The organism is Limnohabitans sp. (genome assembly GCF_040401495.1).
In the GTDB taxonomy this organism is placed as follows: domain Bacteria; phylum Pseudomonadota; class Gammaproteobacteria; order Burkholderiales; family Burkholderiaceae_C; genus Limnohabitans.
In genome coordinates this window covers 26,391-43,688 of sequence record NZ_JBBAOI010000021.1, presented here as the reverse complement: position 1 = coordinate 43,688, position 17,298 = coordinate 26,391, and the positions used below count along the sequence as shown (strand labels likewise).

19 protein-coding genes are annotated in these 17,298 nt (G+C 54.7%); 12 read left to right on the top strand and 7 right to left on the bottom strand.

The genetic code is table 11. From position 1 onward, the window contains the following. The 3 genes from AC9UEO_RS11390 to AC9UEO_RS11380 all read right to left on the bottom strand — a co-directional run. A partial coding sequence (locus AC9UEO_RS11390; RefSeq protein WP_509533428.1) for an Hsp70 family protein occupies positions 1-178 on the bottom strand: 178 nt, incomplete at its 3' end. 117 nt (positions 179-295) lie between these two features. After that, complete coding sequence (gene grpE / locus AC9UEO_RS11385) at positions 296-862, bottom strand: nucleotide exchange factor GrpE (RefSeq protein ID WP_509533425.1); 567 nt, start codon at positions 860-862, stop codon at positions 296-298. Between the two features lie 71 nt (positions 863-933). Continuing rightward, positions 934-1,287, bottom strand: coding sequence for an FKBP-type peptidyl-prolyl cis-trans isomerase (locus tag AC9UEO_RS11380; RefSeq protein WP_509533423.1), 354 nt, complete (start codon positions 1,285-1,287; stop codon positions 934-936). A 125-nt stretch (positions 1,288-1,412) separates the two neighbouring features. Between AC9UEO_RS11380 and iaaH the strand changes: the two genes are divergently transcribed. After that, positions 1,413-2,819: an indoleacetamide hydrolase gene (iaaH, locus tag AC9UEO_RS11375; RefSeq protein WP_509533422.1), complete on the top strand. Its 1,407-nt coding sequence runs from the start codon at positions 1,413-1,415 to the stop codon at positions 2,817-2,819. A gap of 7 nt (positions 2,820-2,826) precedes the next feature. On the opposite strand, the gene AC9UEO_RS11370 is transcribed toward iaaH, so the two are convergent. From AC9UEO_RS11370 to AC9UEO_RS11360, 3 genes are read right to left on the bottom strand one after another with little or no spacing between them, the layout of a single operon-like run. Continuing rightward, the gene (locus AC9UEO_RS11370) at positions 2,827-3,837 is read right to left on the bottom strand and encodes a Bug family tripartite tricarboxylate transporter substrate binding protein (protein WP_509533420.1); all 1,011 of its coding nucleotides are present in this window, start codon (positions 3,835-3,837) and stop codon (positions 2,827-2,829) included. Next, positions 3,834-5,711 (bottom strand): feruloyl-CoA synthase, encoded by a 1,878-nt coding sequence (locus AC9UEO_RS11365; RefSeq protein ID WP_509533417.1) that lies wholly within the window; start codon positions 5,709-5,711, stop codon positions 3,834-3,836. Before AC9UEO_RS11365 ends, AC9UEO_RS11370 begins: the two co-directional genes overlap by 4 nt. After that, the gene (locus AC9UEO_RS11360; RefSeq protein WP_509533415.1) at positions 5,708-6,478 is read right to left on the bottom strand and encodes a crotonase/enoyl-CoA hydratase family protein; all 771 of its coding nucleotides are present in this window, start codon (positions 6,476-6,478) and stop codon (positions 5,708-5,710) included. Before AC9UEO_RS11360 ends, AC9UEO_RS11365 begins: the two co-directional genes overlap by 4 nt. 49 nt (positions 6,479-6,527) lie before the next feature. On the opposite strand from AC9UEO_RS11360, the gene AC9UEO_RS11355 reads away from it, so the two are divergent. Together AC9UEO_RS11355 and AC9UEO_RS11350 are read left to right on the top strand one after the other, a co-directional pair. Further along, positions 6,528-7,391, top strand: coding sequence for an amidohydrolase family protein (locus AC9UEO_RS11355; RefSeq protein ID WP_509533412.1), 864 nt, complete (start codon positions 6,528-6,530; stop codon positions 7,389-7,391). 115 nt (positions 7,392-7,506) lie between these two features. Further along, positions 7,507-7,695 carry a hypothetical protein gene (locus tag AC9UEO_RS11350; RefSeq protein WP_509533409.1) on the top strand — a complete coding sequence of 63 codons (189 nt, stop codon included), beginning with the start codon at positions 7,507-7,509 and terminating at the stop codon, positions 7,693-7,695. Between the two features lie 38 nt (positions 7,696-7,733). Here the strand turns inward: AC9UEO_RS11350 and AC9UEO_RS11345 are convergent, their stop codons facing one another. Continuing rightward, the gene (locus AC9UEO_RS11345) at positions 7,734-8,852 is read right to left on the bottom strand and encodes a 5-methyltetrahydropteroyltriglutamate--homocysteine S-methyltransferase (protein ID WP_509533407.1); all 1,119 of its coding nucleotides are present in this window, start codon (positions 8,850-8,852) and stop codon (positions 7,734-7,736) included. Positions 8,853-8,961: 109 nt separating this feature from the next. Here AC9UEO_RS11345 and AC9UEO_RS11340 point away from each other — a divergent pair, with 109 nt between their 5' ends. From AC9UEO_RS11340 to AC9UEO_RS11300, 9 genes are read left to right on the top strand one after another with little or no spacing between them, the layout of a single operon-like run. After that, a complete protein-coding gene (locus AC9UEO_RS11340; RefSeq protein ID WP_509533404.1) occupies positions 8,962-9,717 on the top strand; it encodes a GntR family transcriptional regulator in 756 nt (251 codons plus the stop codon). Positions 9,718-9,763: 46 nt separating this feature from the next. Continuing rightward, the gene (locus AC9UEO_RS11335) at positions 9,764-10,933 is read left to right on the top strand and encodes an ABC transporter substrate-binding protein (RefSeq protein WP_509533401.1); all 1,170 of its coding nucleotides are present in this window, start codon (positions 9,764-9,766) and stop codon (positions 10,931-10,933) included. An 8-nt stretch (positions 10,934-10,941) separates the two neighbouring features. Next, positions 10,942-11,805: a branched-chain amino acid ABC transporter permease gene (locus tag AC9UEO_RS11330; protein ID WP_509533398.1), complete on the top strand. Its 864-nt coding sequence runs from the start codon at positions 10,942-10,944 to the stop codon at positions 11,803-11,805. Beyond that, complete coding sequence (locus AC9UEO_RS11325) at positions 11,802-12,761, top strand: branched-chain amino acid ABC transporter permease (RefSeq protein WP_509533395.1); 960 nt, start codon at positions 11,802-11,804, stop codon at positions 12,759-12,761. Before AC9UEO_RS11330 ends, AC9UEO_RS11325 begins: the two co-directional genes overlap by 4 nt. Continuing rightward, positions 12,758-13,519, top strand: coding sequence for an ABC transporter ATP-binding protein (locus AC9UEO_RS11320; protein WP_509533392.1), 762 nt, complete (start codon positions 12,758-12,760; stop codon positions 13,517-13,519). Before AC9UEO_RS11325 ends, AC9UEO_RS11320 begins: the two co-directional genes overlap by 4 nt. Next, positions 13,512-14,225, top strand: a complete 714-nt coding sequence (locus AC9UEO_RS11315; RefSeq protein WP_509533389.1) for an ABC transporter ATP-binding protein — start codon at positions 13,512-13,514, stop codon at positions 14,223-14,225. Before AC9UEO_RS11320 ends, AC9UEO_RS11315 begins: the two co-directional genes overlap by 8 nt. A gap of 3 nt (positions 14,226-14,228) precedes the next feature. Next, entirely contained in the window at positions 14,229-15,074 is an 846-nt protein-coding gene (locus AC9UEO_RS11310) for a prepilin peptidase (protein ID WP_509533386.1), read from the top strand. Between the two features lie 13 nt (positions 15,075-15,087). Continuing rightward, complete coding sequence (locus AC9UEO_RS11305) at positions 15,088-16,266, top strand: 4-oxalomesaconate tautomerase (protein WP_509533383.1); 1,179 nt, start codon at positions 15,088-15,090, stop codon at positions 16,264-16,266. Then, positions 16,263-17,297 carry an amidohydrolase family protein gene (locus AC9UEO_RS11300; protein ID WP_509533380.1) on the top strand — a complete coding sequence of 345 codons (1,035 nt, stop codon included), beginning with the start codon at positions 16,263-16,265 and terminating at the stop codon, positions 17,295-17,297. The genes AC9UEO_RS11305 and AC9UEO_RS11300 overlap by 4 nt, the downstream gene beginning before the upstream one ends. The last annotated feature ends 1 nt before the right edge of the window (position 17,298 follow it).

Below are 17,298 nucleotides of genomic sequence, written 5' to 3'. Positions count from 1 at the left end.
TGACCGCTTGGCGCTTGGCGGACGCGCCGACCAAAATTTCGCCGTCTTCTTGGTAGGCAATGATGGACGGCGTGGTGCGTGCACCCTCGGCGTTCTCGATCACCTTGGTGGTGTTGCCTTCCATGATGGCCACGCACGAGTTGGTGGTGCCCAGGTCAATGCCAATGATTCTTCCCATTTTTTTCTCCTTTGCGAATCAGCCCCCGAAGGCAGCTGTTTCATTTCCTATAAATCGATATTTAACAATTGTGGATAACTTGGTGGATTTCAAGTGCGCAGGCTGTGTTCAAGCCTGTCACTTTGGGGCTGTGACGGTGACCAAAGCAGGGCGTAGCACGCGGTCGGCGATAAGATAGCCTTTTTGTAGTACGGAGACCACGGTATTGGGCTCTTGCTCAGCAGGCACCACCGAAATGGCTTGGTGCTGGTGCGGATCGAACTTGACACCGGCATCTGGGTTGATTTCGATGACTTTATGCCGCTCTAAAGCACTTTTGAGTTGGCGAAGTGTGGCCTCAGAGCCTTCGCGCAGCTGCTCGGCCGAGGCGTCAGCAATGGCCAAACCGGCGGTCAAGCTGTCAGCGACAGGCAGCAGGCTTTCGGCAAAGGCTTCAACTGAGAACTTTCGGGCTTTGGAAATTTCTTCTTCTGCGCGACGGCGGGCGTTTTCAACTTCCGCTTTTGCCCGCAAAAATTGGTCAGCCAAATCGGCATTTTTGGCTTGCAACACTGCCAATTCGGCCAATGCCTCGCTCAATGGGTCGGCAGGTAAATCGGATGGGGCTGAAGCTTGGCTTGGGTCCATGGAGGGCTCGGGTTGACCCGTCGGCTCTGACGGTGGGGTTGGATTGGGTTCGGACATACAAAATAAAAGGGCTGATTCAAATCAGCCCTGTAAATGGGAGGGGTTTGGTAAATTTCAAGGGCTAAAAATTAAGCCTCAATCCCCAAGAGCTCTACCTCGAACAGCAGCGTGGCATTGGGCGGAATAACGCCTCCCGCCCCGCGCGCACCGTAGCCGAGTTCGGCGGGAATCAGCAGGCTACGCTTGCCACCAATCTTCATGCCTTGCACGCCTTCGTCCCAGCCTTGGATGACCATGCCTTGGCCCAAACCGAACTCAAATGGGTCGTTACGGTCCAGGCTAGAGTCAAATTTCGCCCCTTTTTCGCCGTTGTCCCACAACCAACCGGTGTAGTGCACTGTCACATGTTGACCTGCTTGGGCGCTATCACCCTCGCCGTGGTGGGTGTCTTCGTATTGCAGGCCGGAGGGGGTGGTAATCATGGTGTGGATTTGGATGGTAAAAAGAAGTTGGCGAGTTTAAGCCCACGGCGGATCAATCTATCCTTTAGGGGGAAACCCGAGTTTTTCATCTTTATGCCAAGATCTCATTTTTGATGGGAGATGAGATGCAAGCTGCTGATATGACCCTCACCCAAACCCGCGCTGCGCTGGCCGCCAAAACCCTTGGCGCTGCGGAATATGCACAAGCTTTGATCGATGTGCAACAAGCCCAAACGTCGTTGAATGCGTGGGTCAGTCAAGATAACGATGCGCTCTTGGCTGCTGCGCGAGCGTGTGACAGCGGCGGCTGGTGTCAGCAAACGGGCAAGGCCTTGGCGGGCATTCCCATTGCGTTGAAGGACAACATTGATACGCTTTCCTTAAGCACCTCGGGTGGGACCCCCGCTTTGAAAGACGCCCAGCCTTTGCACAATGCGCCTGTCGCTCAAAGTTTGTTTGACGCTGGCGCTTTGCTGGCTGGCAAAACCAATATGCACGAGCTGGCCTTTGGCATCAGCTCCAACAACGCCTACACAGGTGCAACCCGCAACCCTTGGAACCACGCCATGATTGCAGGCGGCAGCAGTGGTGGTTCGGCCGCGGCGGTGGCGGCTCGCATGGTGCCTGCTGCGCTGGGTACAGATACAGGCGCTTCGGTCAGGTTGCCAGCGGCACTTTGTGGCGTGGTGGGTTTTCGCCCAACTGTTGGGCGTTATTCGGGCGTAGGCATCATTCCTATTTCGCATACCCGCGATACCGCAGGCCCCATCACCCGCAGCGTGGAAGACGCCGCATTGATGGACAGTGTGTTGTGCGGTGCTGGCGTGGGTTTGGACAAACTTGACCTCAAAGGTTTGCGCTTGGGTGTACCCCGAGTTGACTTTTACCAAGGTGCAGACACCGAGGTGTTAGACGCCATGGAGGCCTTGCTGGGACAACTGGCACGCGCGGGTGTGACCTTGGTTGAAGGCGATGTGGAAGGTATGTCGGCCTTGAATGCGCAGATTGGTTTTCCGCTGGCTTTATACGAGTTGACGTTGGACCTGCCAGCTTATTTGGCGCACAACCGCTACAAGTTGACGCTGGCACAGATCGCCGAGAAAATTGCCAGCCCTGATGTGGCAGGTATTGTGGGCTCGCAACTGGGTGACCAAGCCATGCCGCGAGCGGCTTACGATGCAGCATTGAAAGCGCGGGTGCATTTGCAAGCGGCCTACGCCGAACATTTCGCATCGCACCGTTTGGATGCGCTGGTGTTTCCCACCACCGTGTTGCCAGCCCGTCCAATTGGGCAAGACGAAACGGTTGAGCTCAATGGCTTACAAGTGCCTACATTCCCAACCTATATCCGTAATACCGACCCTGGCAGCAATGCAGGCATCCCGGGCATCAGCATCCCCATGGGCTTGAACACAGCGGGCTTGCCACTGGGCTTGGAGTTGGATGGGCCCGTGTCCTGCGACAGACGTTTATTGGCCGTCGCTGCGGCCATTGAAGCCTTGTTGCCGCCCATGGCTGCGCCCAAGCGTTAAAGGGGGATTAAGACTCGGCGGTAAAGCCGATGCGCTTGACGATGGGCCCCCATTGCTCGTACAGACGGCGCATGTCTTTGGCCATGTCCTCGGGGGTACTGCCCAAGGTTGACAAGCCCTGCAACGCCAAGCTGTCGATTACGCCTTTGTCTTTCAAGGCGATATTGATAGCTGCGTTGGCTGAAGCGATCACGTTGGCTGGCGTTTTGGCGGGTGCGAAAAAGCCAAACCATTCTTCAACTGTTAAACCGTTGAAGCCTTGTTCGGCAAAGGTGGGTATATCAGGCACGAACACGGATCGCTGTTTGCCTGAGGTGGCGAGAATGCGAAGTTTGCCTGCACGGTGATTGGCCAAAAAGTCGCCGTGCGGCGTGAACATGGCGGGAATTTGGCCAGCGATCACATCGGTTACCCCTGGCACCGAGCCTCGGTAGGCCACATGTTGCATGGCGACACCAGACTCCAAGCTCAGCAATGCACCCAAGAAGTGGGGTGTGGAACCTGCTGCAGGTGAGCCGTAATTGGCACGATCGGGATTGGCTTTACACCAAGCGATAAAGTCTTTCACGTTTTTCACATTTGCTGGCACCATGGGGCCCACCGCCAAGCCATGTGACAGCACCGAAGCTGTGGACACAGGGGCGAAGTCTTTGAAGGGGTCGTAGCTCAAAGATTTATAAATATGGGGATAAATCAGCAGCATGGAATAAGCGCTGAGTAACAAGGTGCTGCCATCAGCTGGGGCGTTTTTCACTGCCTCAATGGCGATGCGCCCACCCGCACCGGTTTTGTTCTCCACCATCGCCGCATTGCGAGAGTAGGCAGAGCTTGCCAATTTGTCGCCGATCCGTCGACTGGTAGTGTCGGCAGTGCCGCCCACTGGAAAACCACACAGAATTTTTACCTGCTCGATGGGCAAGGTGTTTTGGGCAAGCGCAGACCAAGGTGCGAGTGCACTGGCGGCCAAGGGCAGGCTAAGGGCTTGCAAGGCCTTGCGACGGGGTAAATGCTTGTTCATGGGTGTTGTCCTTGTGGCTGGGGAAGAAGGGTGTGCACGGTTGTGCCGCTATGAAAAGCTTGCACCAGCGCATCACGGTGTTTGAGCACTGCACGTTGGTTGATGGAACCTTTATCGGTTACCTCTGCCTTATCGATGGAGGGTGGTTCTGACAGCAAGACCAAGCGAGCCACACGGTTAGCGCTGCCAGTGGCCTTGGCAGCGAGTTGGTTCAACACGTTTTGGAAATGGGCCAGCACCTTGGGGTCTTGCAAAACTTCAGGCCAGTCAGCGTTGCTGGGCAAACCTGCCAACTCTCGCACCCTGGGCGTGGTGAACAGCATGGCGCCCACTTCTTTCATGTTCAAGCCGGTGATGACCGCATCTTGCACATAAGGTGCGCCTGCGGCGATGATCTTGGCTCTGAGCGGTCCAACACTCACAAAGGTACCGGTAGCCAGTTTGAAGTCTTCCGCAATGCGGCCGTCAAACTTTAATCCGACGTGGATGTTGTCGGGGTCTATCCACTGCACCGCGTCACCGCTTTTGAAGAAGCCTTCGTCGTCGAAAGCATCGGTTGTGGCCTCAGGCGCTCTCCAGTAGCCGGGCGTGATATTGGGGCCTTGGTAACGTACCTCTACCTTGTCGCCCATGGGCACCAGTTTCAAGCGCATACCTGCGGCGGGCAGTCCGAGGTCACCGGATTGCACCTCGGGTCGAGGCACAAAGATGGCAAAGGGACCAGACTCGGTCATGCCCAAGCCCGTGCCCATCACAATGCGCTCGCCTATCTCGCGCTCTTGCGCCGCATGCAAGCTGTCCCAAATAGGTTGAGCCAAGGCCGCACCCGAGTAAAAAAACATCCGCAACCGGCTGAGCAAATTTCGCCTGAGTTCATCATCACTGTGCATGGCGTTGGCGATTGCTTCAAGCCCAGTTGGTACATTGAAGTAGACAGTGGGTGCTACTTCACGCAGGTTGCGTAGAGTTTCGCCCATGAGTGCAGGAACGGGTTTGCCGTCGTCGATATAAAGCGAGCCGCCATGGAACAGCGTGAGGCCCATGTTGTGGTTTCCACCAAAAGTGTGGTTCCACGGCAGCCAGTCCACCAGCACGGGCGGGGTCTCGCCCAGCACCGGCATGGACTGCCACATTTGTTGTTGGTTGGCGCACCACATGCCATGCGTGTTGATCACGCCTTTGGGCATATTGGTCGAGCCCGAGGTAAACAAAAACTTGACAATGGTTTCAGGACCTGTGGCAGCCATTGCTTCATCCACATTAAAGGTGTCTGGCGTGTCAAACAAAGCGCCTAAAGGTGTGTGTGCTCGATGAGACAACTCTCCATGACTGATCACCACCTCGACACCGCTGGACACCGTGGCAGCAATGGCTGGACCATACTTTTGAGCATCGGTAGCGAAGACCAAGCCGGGGGTAAGGGTGCTGAGAATGTGGCGAAGTTTGTCGAAGTCTTTGCTGACGGTGGAATACGCAGGCGACACAGGGCAATAAGGCACGCCCACCAACATACATCCCAATGCCAGCATGGCGTGTTCCAAGCTGTTTTCGCTCAAGATGACCACGGGCCTTTCAGCGCTCAGCTTGCGCTGTAACAAGGCTTGACCAATGCGCCGAGCGCCTGCCAAAGCGCGGCCATAGTTCAGGTGCTGCCAGTCGCCTGTGCGGCCATCGGCAAAGCGTTCTCGTCTGGCCAACAGGGTGCGTTCAGGCGTGTGCTGGGCCCAATGCAAAAACTTATCCGTCATGCGCTGGGGATGGGCTTGCAGGGCTTGCTCGGCTTGCACATATTCCACACCATCGGGTGTGACTTCTTTTTGCACACGGGTGATGCCATAGCGCATGGCGCGGTACTTTGGCGCCGACAGCGTCATTTCTTTTCAACCTTGGCGGCGCGGCCTTGCAAAAAAGCCTCAACCCGGGCCTTTGCCTCAGGCGCGGCTTGGGTGATGGATGACATCAGCGACTCGGTAACAAACCCATGGTCGGCGGCTTGCTCAGCGATACGGGGCAGCGCGTGCATCAGCGCATAGTTGGTCAGGGGCGCGTTGGTGGCAATGCGTTGGGCCAACTCCATGGCTTTGTCAAATGCGGTTCCAGCAGGTACCAGGTACTGCGCCAAGCCAATGCGTTCGCCGTCTACCGCGTTGTAGACGCGACCGGTCATCATCATGTCGGTCATACGTGCTACGCCAATCAGTTTGGGGATGCGCACCGCGCCGCCGCCGCCCACGAAAATACCGCGCGAGCCTTCGGGCAGCGCGTAAAAGGCGGTGTCGTCGGCCACACGGATGTGGCAGGAGGCGGCCAACTCTAAACCGCCGCCCACCACAGCGCCTTGCAAGGCTGCCACCACAGGCACCGCGCCAAACTGGATGCGCTCAAAAGCGCTGTGCCACATTCTGGAGTGGTGCATGCCTTCGCCTGCGTTGCGGCTTTGCAGTTCGCTCAAGTCCAGTCCTGCACAAAAATGTTCGCCATCGCCACACAGTACGGCGGTTTTGGCGGTGCTGGGCAAGTTGTCAAAGGTGTGGCGCAAGGCCAGAATCAGGTCATCGTTCAAAGCGTTGCGTTTGGCCGCGCGGGTGATGCGCACCACGGCCACATCACCCTGCATATCGAGTTGTAAATCGGGGTTCATAAAGCGTGTCTCTGATCGTTATAGTTGGTACAAAGGATCTTATTCGACCATGAACCATGCCGACTTGATTGCCATTGACATCCACACCCACGCCGAGGTGAGCTGCTGGAACCCATTTGACAACTATGGCGAGGAATACGACCGCGCCGCTGACAAATACTTTGGCTCGGACCGCCGTCCCACCATCGAGGAAACCGTGGCTTATTACCGCGAGCGAAAAATCGGCTTGGTGATGTTCACCGTGGACGCTGAGTCGCACATGGGCAGGCGCCGTATTCCCAACGAAGAAATCGCCAAGGCCGCGCGGGACAACAGCGACATGATGATTGCCTTTGCCAGCATAGACCCGCACAAGGGCAAGATGGGTGCGCGTGAAGCCGAGCGGCTCATCAAAGAGGAGGGCGTGCGTGGTTTCAAGTTTCACCCCACGGTGCAGGGCTACCATCCTTACGACAAGATGGCTTGGCCGATTTACGAAGTGATCAACGAACACAAATTGCCTGCTATTTTTCATACCGGCCACAGCGGCATTGGTTCGGGCATGCGCTGCGGTGGCGGCCTGCGACTGGCCTACAGCAACCCCATGCACTTAGACGAGGTGGCCGCCGACTGGGGCGATATGCAAATCGTCATGGCGCATCCTAGCTTTCCCTGGCAAGACGAGGCGCTGAGTGTGGCCATGCACAAGCCCAATGTGTGGATCGATCTTTCAGGTTGGAGCCCCAAGTACTTCCCCAAGAGCCTCGTTCAGTATTCCAACACTTTGCTCAAAGACCGCGTACTTTTTGGCAGTGATTACCCCCTGATTACCCCCGAGCGTTGGATGAAGGACTTCGAGGTGGCGGGCTTCAAACCCGAGGTCATGCCCGGTATTTTGAAGGGCAATGCGGTGAGGTTGTTGGGCTTGGCTTGATTTGCCTGTCATCCAGGACTCAATTGGGAAATGGGCTCTTTGCAAACCCTATTTAGATAAGCATAATGGCTAGCGATTTCGTGAATCCAACTTCCCGCAACTTTTGGAGGTGCCAATGTCCCCGTCTACGATTATTTTTATATTGTTCGTGCTATTGGTCTTGTTGTTCTCCACACAAACCTATTCCCTGAAAAGCTGGTTTTTCAGTGGCAGCTTGTTGGACAATGACCCAGGTGAAAGCAAATTGCGAAAGAACCCTGAATTTGGCAAAAAGCTGATGGCTAACCCGTTGGATGCTCGCTGACTTGATAGCCTAACCTCAAACCCTTTCGGGTTGAAGTTTTAGTTGGTGCCCCAAACCTCTTGTGCGGTTTCCACGACCAAGCGCAGTTTGTTGCGCTGGTCTTCCACGGCGATGTTGTTGCCGTGCACCGTGCTGGAAAAACCGCACTGTGGTGACAGGGCCAATTGAGACAGGGGTGCGTATTTCGCGGCCTCATCAATACGGCGCTTAATGCTGTCCTTGGTTTCCATTGCGCCAAATTTGGTGGTCACCAAACCCAGAACCACCAACTTGTCTTTGGCCAAGAAGCGCAAGGGGCGAAAGTCGCCGCTTCGGTCGTCGTCGTACTCAAGAAAATAGGCATCGATATTCATCTCAGACAACAGCGCTTCGGCCACGGGTTCATAGTTGCCTGCTGCTGCGTGGGTGCTCTTGAAATTGCCGCGGCACAGGTGCATAGCCAAGGTCATGCCAGCGGGTTTTTGCGCCACCACTTTGTTGATGAAGGCCGCGTAGCGGTGGGGCAATTCGTTGGGGTCGTCGCCACGGGCGCGCGCTGCTTCACGCATTTTGTCGTCGCACAAATAGGCAAGGTTGGTGTCATCCATTTGCACATAGTTGCAACCCGCAGCAGACAGGCTGCGTAACTCGTCGCCATAGGCCTTGGCGACATCATCGTAAAACGCAGGGTCGAGCTCGGGGTAGGCGTCTTTGCTGATGCCAGCACGGCCGCCACGAAAGTGCAGCATGGTGGGCGAGGGAATGGTCACCTTGGGTGTGCTGCCTTTGGCAATTTGAGACTTCAGGTAGTTGAAATCGGCAAGTTGTATGTCTTTCACATGGCGCACTTTGTCAATCACGCGGATGACTGGGGGTGCCAGTTCTTGGGTGCCATCAGGTCGCTCGATGGTCACAGGGATATCGGTTTTCACGCCGCCCATTTGCTCCAAAAAATCGATATGGAAATAGGTGCGACGGAATTCGCCGTCGGTGATGGACTTTAAGCCCACGTCCTCTTGAAATTTCACAATCTCGGTAATGGCTTTGTCTTCCACTACGCGCAGTTGTTCGGGGGAGATGTGGCCTTTCGCATTTTGTTCACGGGCTTGCAGCAGATAGGCGGGACGTAAAAAGCTGCCAACGTGGTCATAACGGGCGGGGATGTGGGGGGTAGTCATAGGGGCTCCATGGGTGAAGGCTGGTTTTGGTATACAAAAAATGCAAGATATTTGATTTTCAGCGCTATTTTAAGGGGTTTTTGGGTCGTATTGCATACAATAGTGTCCCATGAGCACCTCATCCGATACCGAAGAGCATCCTGTCCATTCGCAATCGGTCAAAGCGCAATTGCGCTTGCGCGAAATGATTTTGGCGGGTGACTTGCCCGCAGGCTCACGCATTGCAGAGCTTACTTTGGTGGACAAACTGGGCGTATCTCGCACACCGATTCGCACGGCCTTGATGAAGCTGGAGCAAGAAGGTTTGCTTGAGGCCCTGAGCAACGGTGGCTATGCGGTACGTACTTTTACCGAGCGCGATGTGTCGGACGCCATCGAGCTGCGAGGCACCTTGGAAGGCTTGGCGGCACGTTTTGCGGCGCAGCGTGGGTGTGCCCCCGTGGTGTTGGCCCAGGCCAAAGCTTGTTTGGACCTGATCGATCAGTTATTGGCCAGTGACAGCTTGAACGACGAAGCTTTCAGCGCCTATGTGGCGCACAACGAGCGCTTCCATGCCCTGTTGTCGGAGATGACAGGCAGCGCTGTGCTGCAAAGAGAGTTAGAGCGAGTGATTGGTTTGCCCTTTGCCTCGCCCTCGGGCTTTGTCATCAGCCAAGCCAACAGCCCTCAAGCGCGTGACATGCTCATCATTGCCCAAGACCAGCACCGTCAGGTGTTGACTGCTGTCGAGCAACGTGAAGGTTCAAGGGCCGAGGCCATCATGCGTGAGCATTCACGCATGGCGCAACGCAATTTAAGCGAAGCCATGCGCAGCCCCGATTTGCACCATATGCCAAGCGTTCGGCTGATTCGCCGCAAAAGTTGAGTTACTGTCCACCTAGAATCAAGGGCTTGCCCCTCGGAGTTTGTTCATGAAAACATCGTTCATAGTTCGTTGTCTGACCTCGGTCTTGCTTTTCTGTTCATCGCTGGCTTGGGCTGAAGAATCTTTCAAAATTGGCCTGATCCTGCCCATGACGGGGCAATCAGCGTCCACCGGCAAACAAATCGAGGCGGCGGCGCGTTTGTTCATGGCGCAAAACGGCTCTGCTGTCGCCGGTCGCAAAGTTGAGCTGATCATTAAAGACGACGGCGGCGTGCCCGACGCCACCAAACGCATCGCACAAGAGTTGGTGGTGAATGACAAAGTCGGTGTGCTCAGCGGCTTTGGCCTGACCCCCTTGGCCTTGGCCACAGCGCCTATCGCCACCCAATCCAAAACCCCCATGGTGGTCATGTCGGCTGCCACCTCCAGCATCACCGAGGCATCGCCTTTCATTGTGCGAACCAGCTTTACCTTGCCGCAATGCGCCGTTGCCATGGGCGACTGGGCACCTAAAAATGGTCTCAAGCGTGTGGTGACTTTGGTCAGCGATTACGGCCCTGGCATTGACGCTGAGCGTTATTTCAAAGAGCGCATGCAACTCAACAGCGCCCAGGTGATTGAGAGTTTGCGTGTGCCCTTGCGTAACCCCGATTTCGCCCCTTTCTTGCAAAAGGTCCGCGATTTGAAGCCAGATGCCTTGTTTGTGTTTGTGCCATCTGGCGCGGGTGCTGCAGTGATGAAACAGTTTTTAGAGCGTGGCATGGACAAAGCCGGTATCAAGCTGATTGGCACTGGTGACCTAACGGACGACGACCAGTTGAACGACATGGGCGAGGGCACCCTAGGGGTGGTCACGGCCCACCATTACTCTGCAGCACACCCGTCTGCTTTGAATAAAAAATTCGTCGAAGCCTTCAAGAAAGCCAACAATGGCTTGCGTCCCAACTTCATGGCGGTGGGCGGCTATGACGGAATGCGGGTCATTTACGAAGCTTTGAAAACCACCAAGGGTGGGCAAGGCGGTGGCGAAGCTATGCTAGTGGCCATGAAGGGGCAAATTTTTGAAAGCCCACGCGGTCAAATTTATATCGATGCACAAACCCGCGATGTGGTGCACAACATTTATCTGCGCAAAGTTGAAAAGAAAGATGGCCAGCTTTACAACGTGGAGTTTGATGTCATCAAAGACATGAAAGACCCAGGCAAAACCAAATAAGCACAGTCATGCTGACCTTGCTGTTCGATGGTGTGGCCTACGGGATGTTGCTGTTCATCCTGTCGATTGGCTTGGCGGTCACGCTGGGGTTGATGAATTTCATTAACTTGGCCCATGGCGCTTTTGCCATGGCAGGGGGCTACACCACGGTGCTGCTCATGCAGCATGCAGGACTGCCTTTTTTGCTGTGTGTGCCGCTGGCGTTCGTGGTCACTGCCCTGCTCGGCGCAGTCATGGAAGCCACGCTTTACCGTCGCATGTACAACAAACCCCACTTAGACCAAGTGTTGTTCTCGATCGGTTTGACATTCATGGCCGTGGCTGGGGTGGACTACTTTGTGGGCTCCACCCAGCAGCTGGTGCAACTGCCGGAATTTTTAAAAGGCCGCACCGAGCTTTGGGACGGTGCTTTGGGGATGGGCCATTACCGCTTGGCCATCATCGCGGTGTGTGCGGTATTGGCGCTGGCGCTTCAACTGCTGTTGGTTCGTACCCGCTTTGGCTCTCAGTTAAGAGCTGCAGTGGACAACCAACGCGCGGCCGCAGGTTTGGGCATTGATGTCAACAAGGTGTTTTTGCTCACCTTTGCGGTGGGATCGGGCCTGGCAGGTTTGGGCGGGGCTTTAGGCGCAGAGGTCTTGGGCTTGGACCCCGTCTTTCCCCTCAAATTCATGATTTATTTTTTAATTGTGGTCGCGGTGGGCGGCACCTCTGGCTTGACAGGTCCTTTGGTGGCGGCCTTGCTTTTGGGTATTGCGGATGTGGCGGGCAAATACTACATCCCTAAGCTGGGTGCCTTCATTGTTTACAGCTTAATGATTCTGATTCTTTTGTGGCGACCCCAAGGCTTGTTTTCGAGGGGTGGTAAATGAACCGCGTGGCGCTGAGCTTGTCGCTTGCTGCCAAGCCACGGTGGTGGGAGTTTGCCTTGTGGGCTTTTTTGCTGTGCCTGCCCTTGTTGTTGCCAACACATGCTTTGTTGATCAGTGAAATCACCGTCATTGCACTGTTTGCCATGTCCTTGGATTTGATTTTGGGCTACAGCGGCATCGTGTCTTTGGGTCATGCCGCATTTTTTGGTATGGGGGCTTACAGCGCCGCTTTGTTTGCCAAGCATATCAACCCTGACCCCTTGCTGGGGCTGGCAGTTGCAACAGTGGTTACAGCCTTGTTGGGGGCGTTTTGTAGTTTGGGTATTTTGCGCGGCTCGGACCTCACCCGCTTGATGGTGACTTTGGGCGTGGCTTTGATACTGCAAGAGTTGGCCAACAAGTTGGACTTCATCACCGGCGGGGCTGATGGTTTGCAAGGCGTTGTGATGGGGCCAGTGTTGGGTCAGTTTGAGTTTGACTTGATGGGTCAAACCGCCGCTTGGTACACCTTGGGTATCACTTTGGCAGTCTTTGTATTGTTGCGTCAAGTCGTTGCTTCTCCTTTTGGCTTGAGTTTGCAAGCCATACGCGACAACGCTCTGCGTGCCCAAGCCATTGGCATACCTGTCCATGCCCGTTTGATTGCGGTTTACACATTGGCAGCGGCTTTGGCAGGGATGGCGGGTGGACTACAAGCCCAAACCACGGGTTTTGCTTCTTTGGATGTGTTCGGTTTTGATCGTTCAGCAGATGTGTTGCTGATGCTGGTTATTGGTGGCACGGGATGGCTGTGGGGCGGCATCATCGGCGCCGTGGTGTTCAAGAGTTTGCACAGCATCATCTCCGCTTGGACACCACAGTACTGGACGTTTTGGTTGGGGCTTTTCTTGGTACTGCTGATGTTGGTGGGCCGAGCGCGGTTGCTTCGCCCTTGGACATGGGGGCGTCGCGCATGAGTGAAGACATCGTTTTGTCCTGCGAGGGCTTGGTCAAGCGTTTTGGTGGCATTACAGCCACCGACAATGTCAGTTTGCAGTTGCTGCGTGGTGCGCGTCATGCCCTCATTGGTCCCAATGGTGCTGGCAAAACCACGCTCATCAATTTGTTCACGGGTGTGTTGCCACCTACCGCGGGTAGTATTCGACTGCTGGGTCAAGACATCAGTCGTTTGGCACCGCATCAGCGTGTACAGCGAGGTCTGGTGCGTACATTTCAAATTAACCAATTGTTTGACGGCCTCACCCCTTTGCAAACCTTGGCCATGACGGTCTCACAGCACCTAGGTATGGGTGCAATAACGCTGCGACCGCTTGGGCATGACCCGCGGGTTGCTGAGCGCTGTGAAAACTTGTTAAACCAGTTTCATTTGCTTGAGGTCATGGACCAACCCACGCAGCAACTCCCCTATGGCAAAAGACGTTTGCTGGAAATGGCGATTGCCTTGGCTTGTGAGCCCAGTGTGCTGTTATTAGACGAACCGGTGGCCGGTGTGCCTGCGGGTGAGCGGGAAGAACTTTTGCGTACCGTGGCAGCCTTGCCTGCCGATGTCAGTGTGTTGCTGATTGAACACGACATGGATTTGGTGTTCAGCTTTGCCAAAAGCATGACGGTCATGGTCAACGGAGCAGTTCTCACACAAGGCACACCTGCAGAGATGGCAGCTGACGCCAGAGTGCGCGAGGTTTACTTGGGCCATGGGGGCAGCCATGGCTGAGTTGCTGCGCATTGACAATTTGAGCGCAGGTTATGGCGAAGCGGTCATCTTGCATGGCATTTGTTTGTCGTTGGCGCAAGGCGAAACACTGGCTTTGCTAGGTCGCAATGGCACAGGAAAAACCACCTTGATTAACACCATTGCAGGTGCTGCTCGCCAGCATGATGGCAGCATTCTTTTGGGAGGAGTTGCGTTACACACATTGGCTCCACACCAAAGGGCAGCAGCTGGCATTGGCTGGGTTCCTCAAGAGCGTGATATTTTCAAGTCACTCACGGTACTGGAAAACCTGACAGCTGTTGCCAGACCCGGTGCTTGGACACCTTCTCGGGTGTTCGAAATGTTTCCGCGCTTGGCCGAGCGCAAAAGCAGTATGGGCAATCAACTCTCTGGCGGAGAGCAGCAAATGTTGGCAGTAGGTAGAGCCTTGGTGCTCAACCCCAAATTACTTTTGTTGGATGAGCCTTTAGAGGGCTTGGCCCCCATCATCGTGGAAGAGTTGCTTCGTGCCATTGCACGTATCGCCCACAATGAAGGCCTGTCAGTCATCATCGTCGAACAACACCCCCAAGCGATTTTGGCCATCAGTCACCAAACGGTGGTGTTGGACCAAGGGCGTGTGATTCACAGTGGTTCTGCTTCGGATTTACAAGCCCAGCCTGCGTTACTTGACAGCTTGCTGGGCATTGCTAGCACTAAGGATTGACCCATGGACATCTTGTTTTCTCATTCTTATCTGGACTTTTTTTTGGCGGCATTGATAGGTTTGCAATTGGGCAGTTTTCTGAATGTGGTGGTGTGGCGTTTGCCTTTGATGATGCAGCGCCAATGGGAGACCGAATGTGCTCAACTGCAAGGCACTAGCAGCGAGGAAGCAGAGGCTTTCAATTTATCAACGCCTCGCTCGCATTGCCCTGCTTGCAAAACACCTTTGCGCGCCACAGATCTGATACCGGTGTTGAGTTATCTTTGGCTCAAAGGTAAGTGTGGTCATTGTGGCGTTGCTGTATCCCTGCGCTACCCCTTGGTTGAGTTGGCTGTGGCTTTGGTATGGGGCTTTTGTGCATTGCGTTGGGGGTTTTCTGTCGAGGCATTGGCATGGGCTGGTTTTGGCAGCATGTTGCTTGCCTTAGCGTTGATTGACGCAGACACCATGTTGCTGCCTGACAGCTTGACTTTGCCCTTGTTGTGGGCGGGTATTTTGTGTGCATCGATGGGTGTGATTGAACTCCCTCTTTTGCAAAGCGTGTGGGGTGCCGCAGCAGGGTATGGCGTTTTGTGGTTGGTACAAACGGTGTTCAAGCTCATCACAGGCAAGCAAGGCATGGGCGAGGGGGACTACAAATTGTTGGCAGCCTTGGGTGCTTGGTTGGGATGGATGGTCTTGCCCATGGTGGTCTTGATAGCTTCATTGCTTGGCGTGATCGTGGCTTTGGCGATGCGCTGGCGTGGAAGTTTGAAAGCTGGCGAGCCTTTGCCTTTTGGCCCTTATTTAGTTTTGGCCGGTCTAGTCTGTGCAGCGGTGGACTTGCGTAGCAGTTTGTATTATTTTTAATTGACATCAACCCATGAATCCCATTCGTCAATCTCCTCATGCTGTGCCCTGCATGTTCATGCGAGGTGGTACTTCCAAGGGACCATTTTTCAATGAAACCGATTTGCCCACAGACATAGCCACACGTGACCGAGTGCTCTTAGCCATCATGGGTTCGCCCGATAAGCGGCAAATTGATGGACTCGGCGGCGCACACCCTCTCACCAGCAAAGTAGGCATAGTGCGTCCCAGTACCACACAGGGCGTTGACCTTGATTTTTTGTTTGCCCAACTTCAGCCTGACAAAGACACGGTAGACACCACCCCGAATTGCGGCAATATGCTGGCGGCTGTTGTGCCATTTGCTTTGGCGTCTGGCATGGTGAAAGCGCCAGCTGATAGCACCACTTTGCGTGTACTGACCCTCAATACCGATATGCAATGCGATATCACGGTGCAAACCCCCATGGGATCCGATGGCAAACGTTTTGTCGCTGACCAAGGTGAGGCTCGCATCGATGGCGCACCAGGCACCTCGGCGCCCATCACCATCAATTTCCTTGATACAGCTGGCTCAGTGTGTAGTGGTTTGCTGCCAACAGGAAAAGTGAAAGACCGCATTCTTGTCGCTCCGTCAGACAAGCACAGCGGGTTTAAGCCTTTCGAAATCGATGTGACTTGCATTGACAACGGCATGCCCTTGGTCTTGTTCAAGGCCAGCGACATGGGTCGCACAGGCTATGAATCAGTCGATGCGTTGAATGCGGATACCGAACTCAAAACCCGCATTGAGGCTTTGCGTTTGCAAGTGTCGTTGTTGATGGGATTGGGCGACGTCAGCGCCAAGAACTACCCCAAAATGACATTGATTGCGCCACCTGTAAATGGTGGTGCATTGACCACCCGCAGCTTCATCCCCCATGTCTGCCACGACGCCATAGGGGTGCTGGCTGCTGTCACCGTGGGTACGGCCTGTGTATTGCAAGGCACGGTGTGCGAAGGCGTGGCGGTCATGCAAGTCGGCGACCATCAGGCTTTGTCGGTTGAGCATCCCACAGGTGAATTCAGTGTGGCTTTGCAAACCCGTGCTGCCCCCCATTTACCTGGCGGCTATGAGGTCACACAAGCTGCGTTGTTGCGTACTGCGAGACTCATTATGCGTGGCGAGGCCATGGTGCCTGCCTCGGTTTGGAATTTTGGAGACAAGACATGAGTTTGATCATTGACTGCCACGGCCACTACACCACAGCACCTAAAGCTTTGGAAGACTGGCGAAATCAACAAATCGCGGGAATCAAAACCCCTTCTCTGATGCCAAAGTCGTCTGACTTGAAGATCAGCGATGACGACCTGCGCCACAGCATCGAAACCAACCAATTGAAGCTAATGAAAGAGCGGGGGAGTGACATCACTTTGTTTTCGCCCCGCGCTTCGTTCATGGCGCACCATATTGGCGACTTTGCAGTTTCCAGTACGTGGGCCGCGATTTGCAACGAACTGTGCTTCAGGGTCTCTACCTTGTTTCCAGACCATTTTGTGCCTGTTGCCATGCTGCCCCAATCGCCTGGTGTAGACCCAGCTACTTGCATTCCAGAGTTGGAGCGTTGCGTCAAGGACTATGGCGCGGTGGGCATCAACCTGAATCCTGATCCCTCAGGCGGTCATTGGACCAGTCCACCCTTGAGTGACAAACACTGGTACCCGATCTACGAAAAGATGGTGGAGTACGACTTGCCCGCCATGATCCATGTGTCTACCAGTTGCAATGCCTGCTTTCACACCACAGGGGCGCATTATTTGAACGCCGATACCACTGCCTTTATGCAGTGTTTGACCAGCGACTTGTTCAAAGATTTCCCCACCCTGAAATTCTTGATCCCTCACGGCGGCGGTGCTGTGCCATACCACTGGGGACGCTTCAGGGGCTTGGCCCAAGAGCTGAAAAAACCCTTGTTGGAAGAACACTTGCTCAACAACATCTTTTTTGACACCTGTGTGTATCACCAGCCAGGTATCGATTTGTTGAACACTGTCATCCCTGTGAAAAACGTGTTGTTTGCTTCCGAGATGATTGGCGCAGTGCGTGGCATTGATCCCCAAACAGGGCATTACTATGACGATACCAAGCGTTATATCCAAGCCAGCACTTTGCTCAGCGACGCAGACCGTCACCAGATTTACGAAGCCAATGTGCGCCGCGTTTTTCCGCGCTTGGATACACGCTTGAAACAGAAAGGACTTTGAG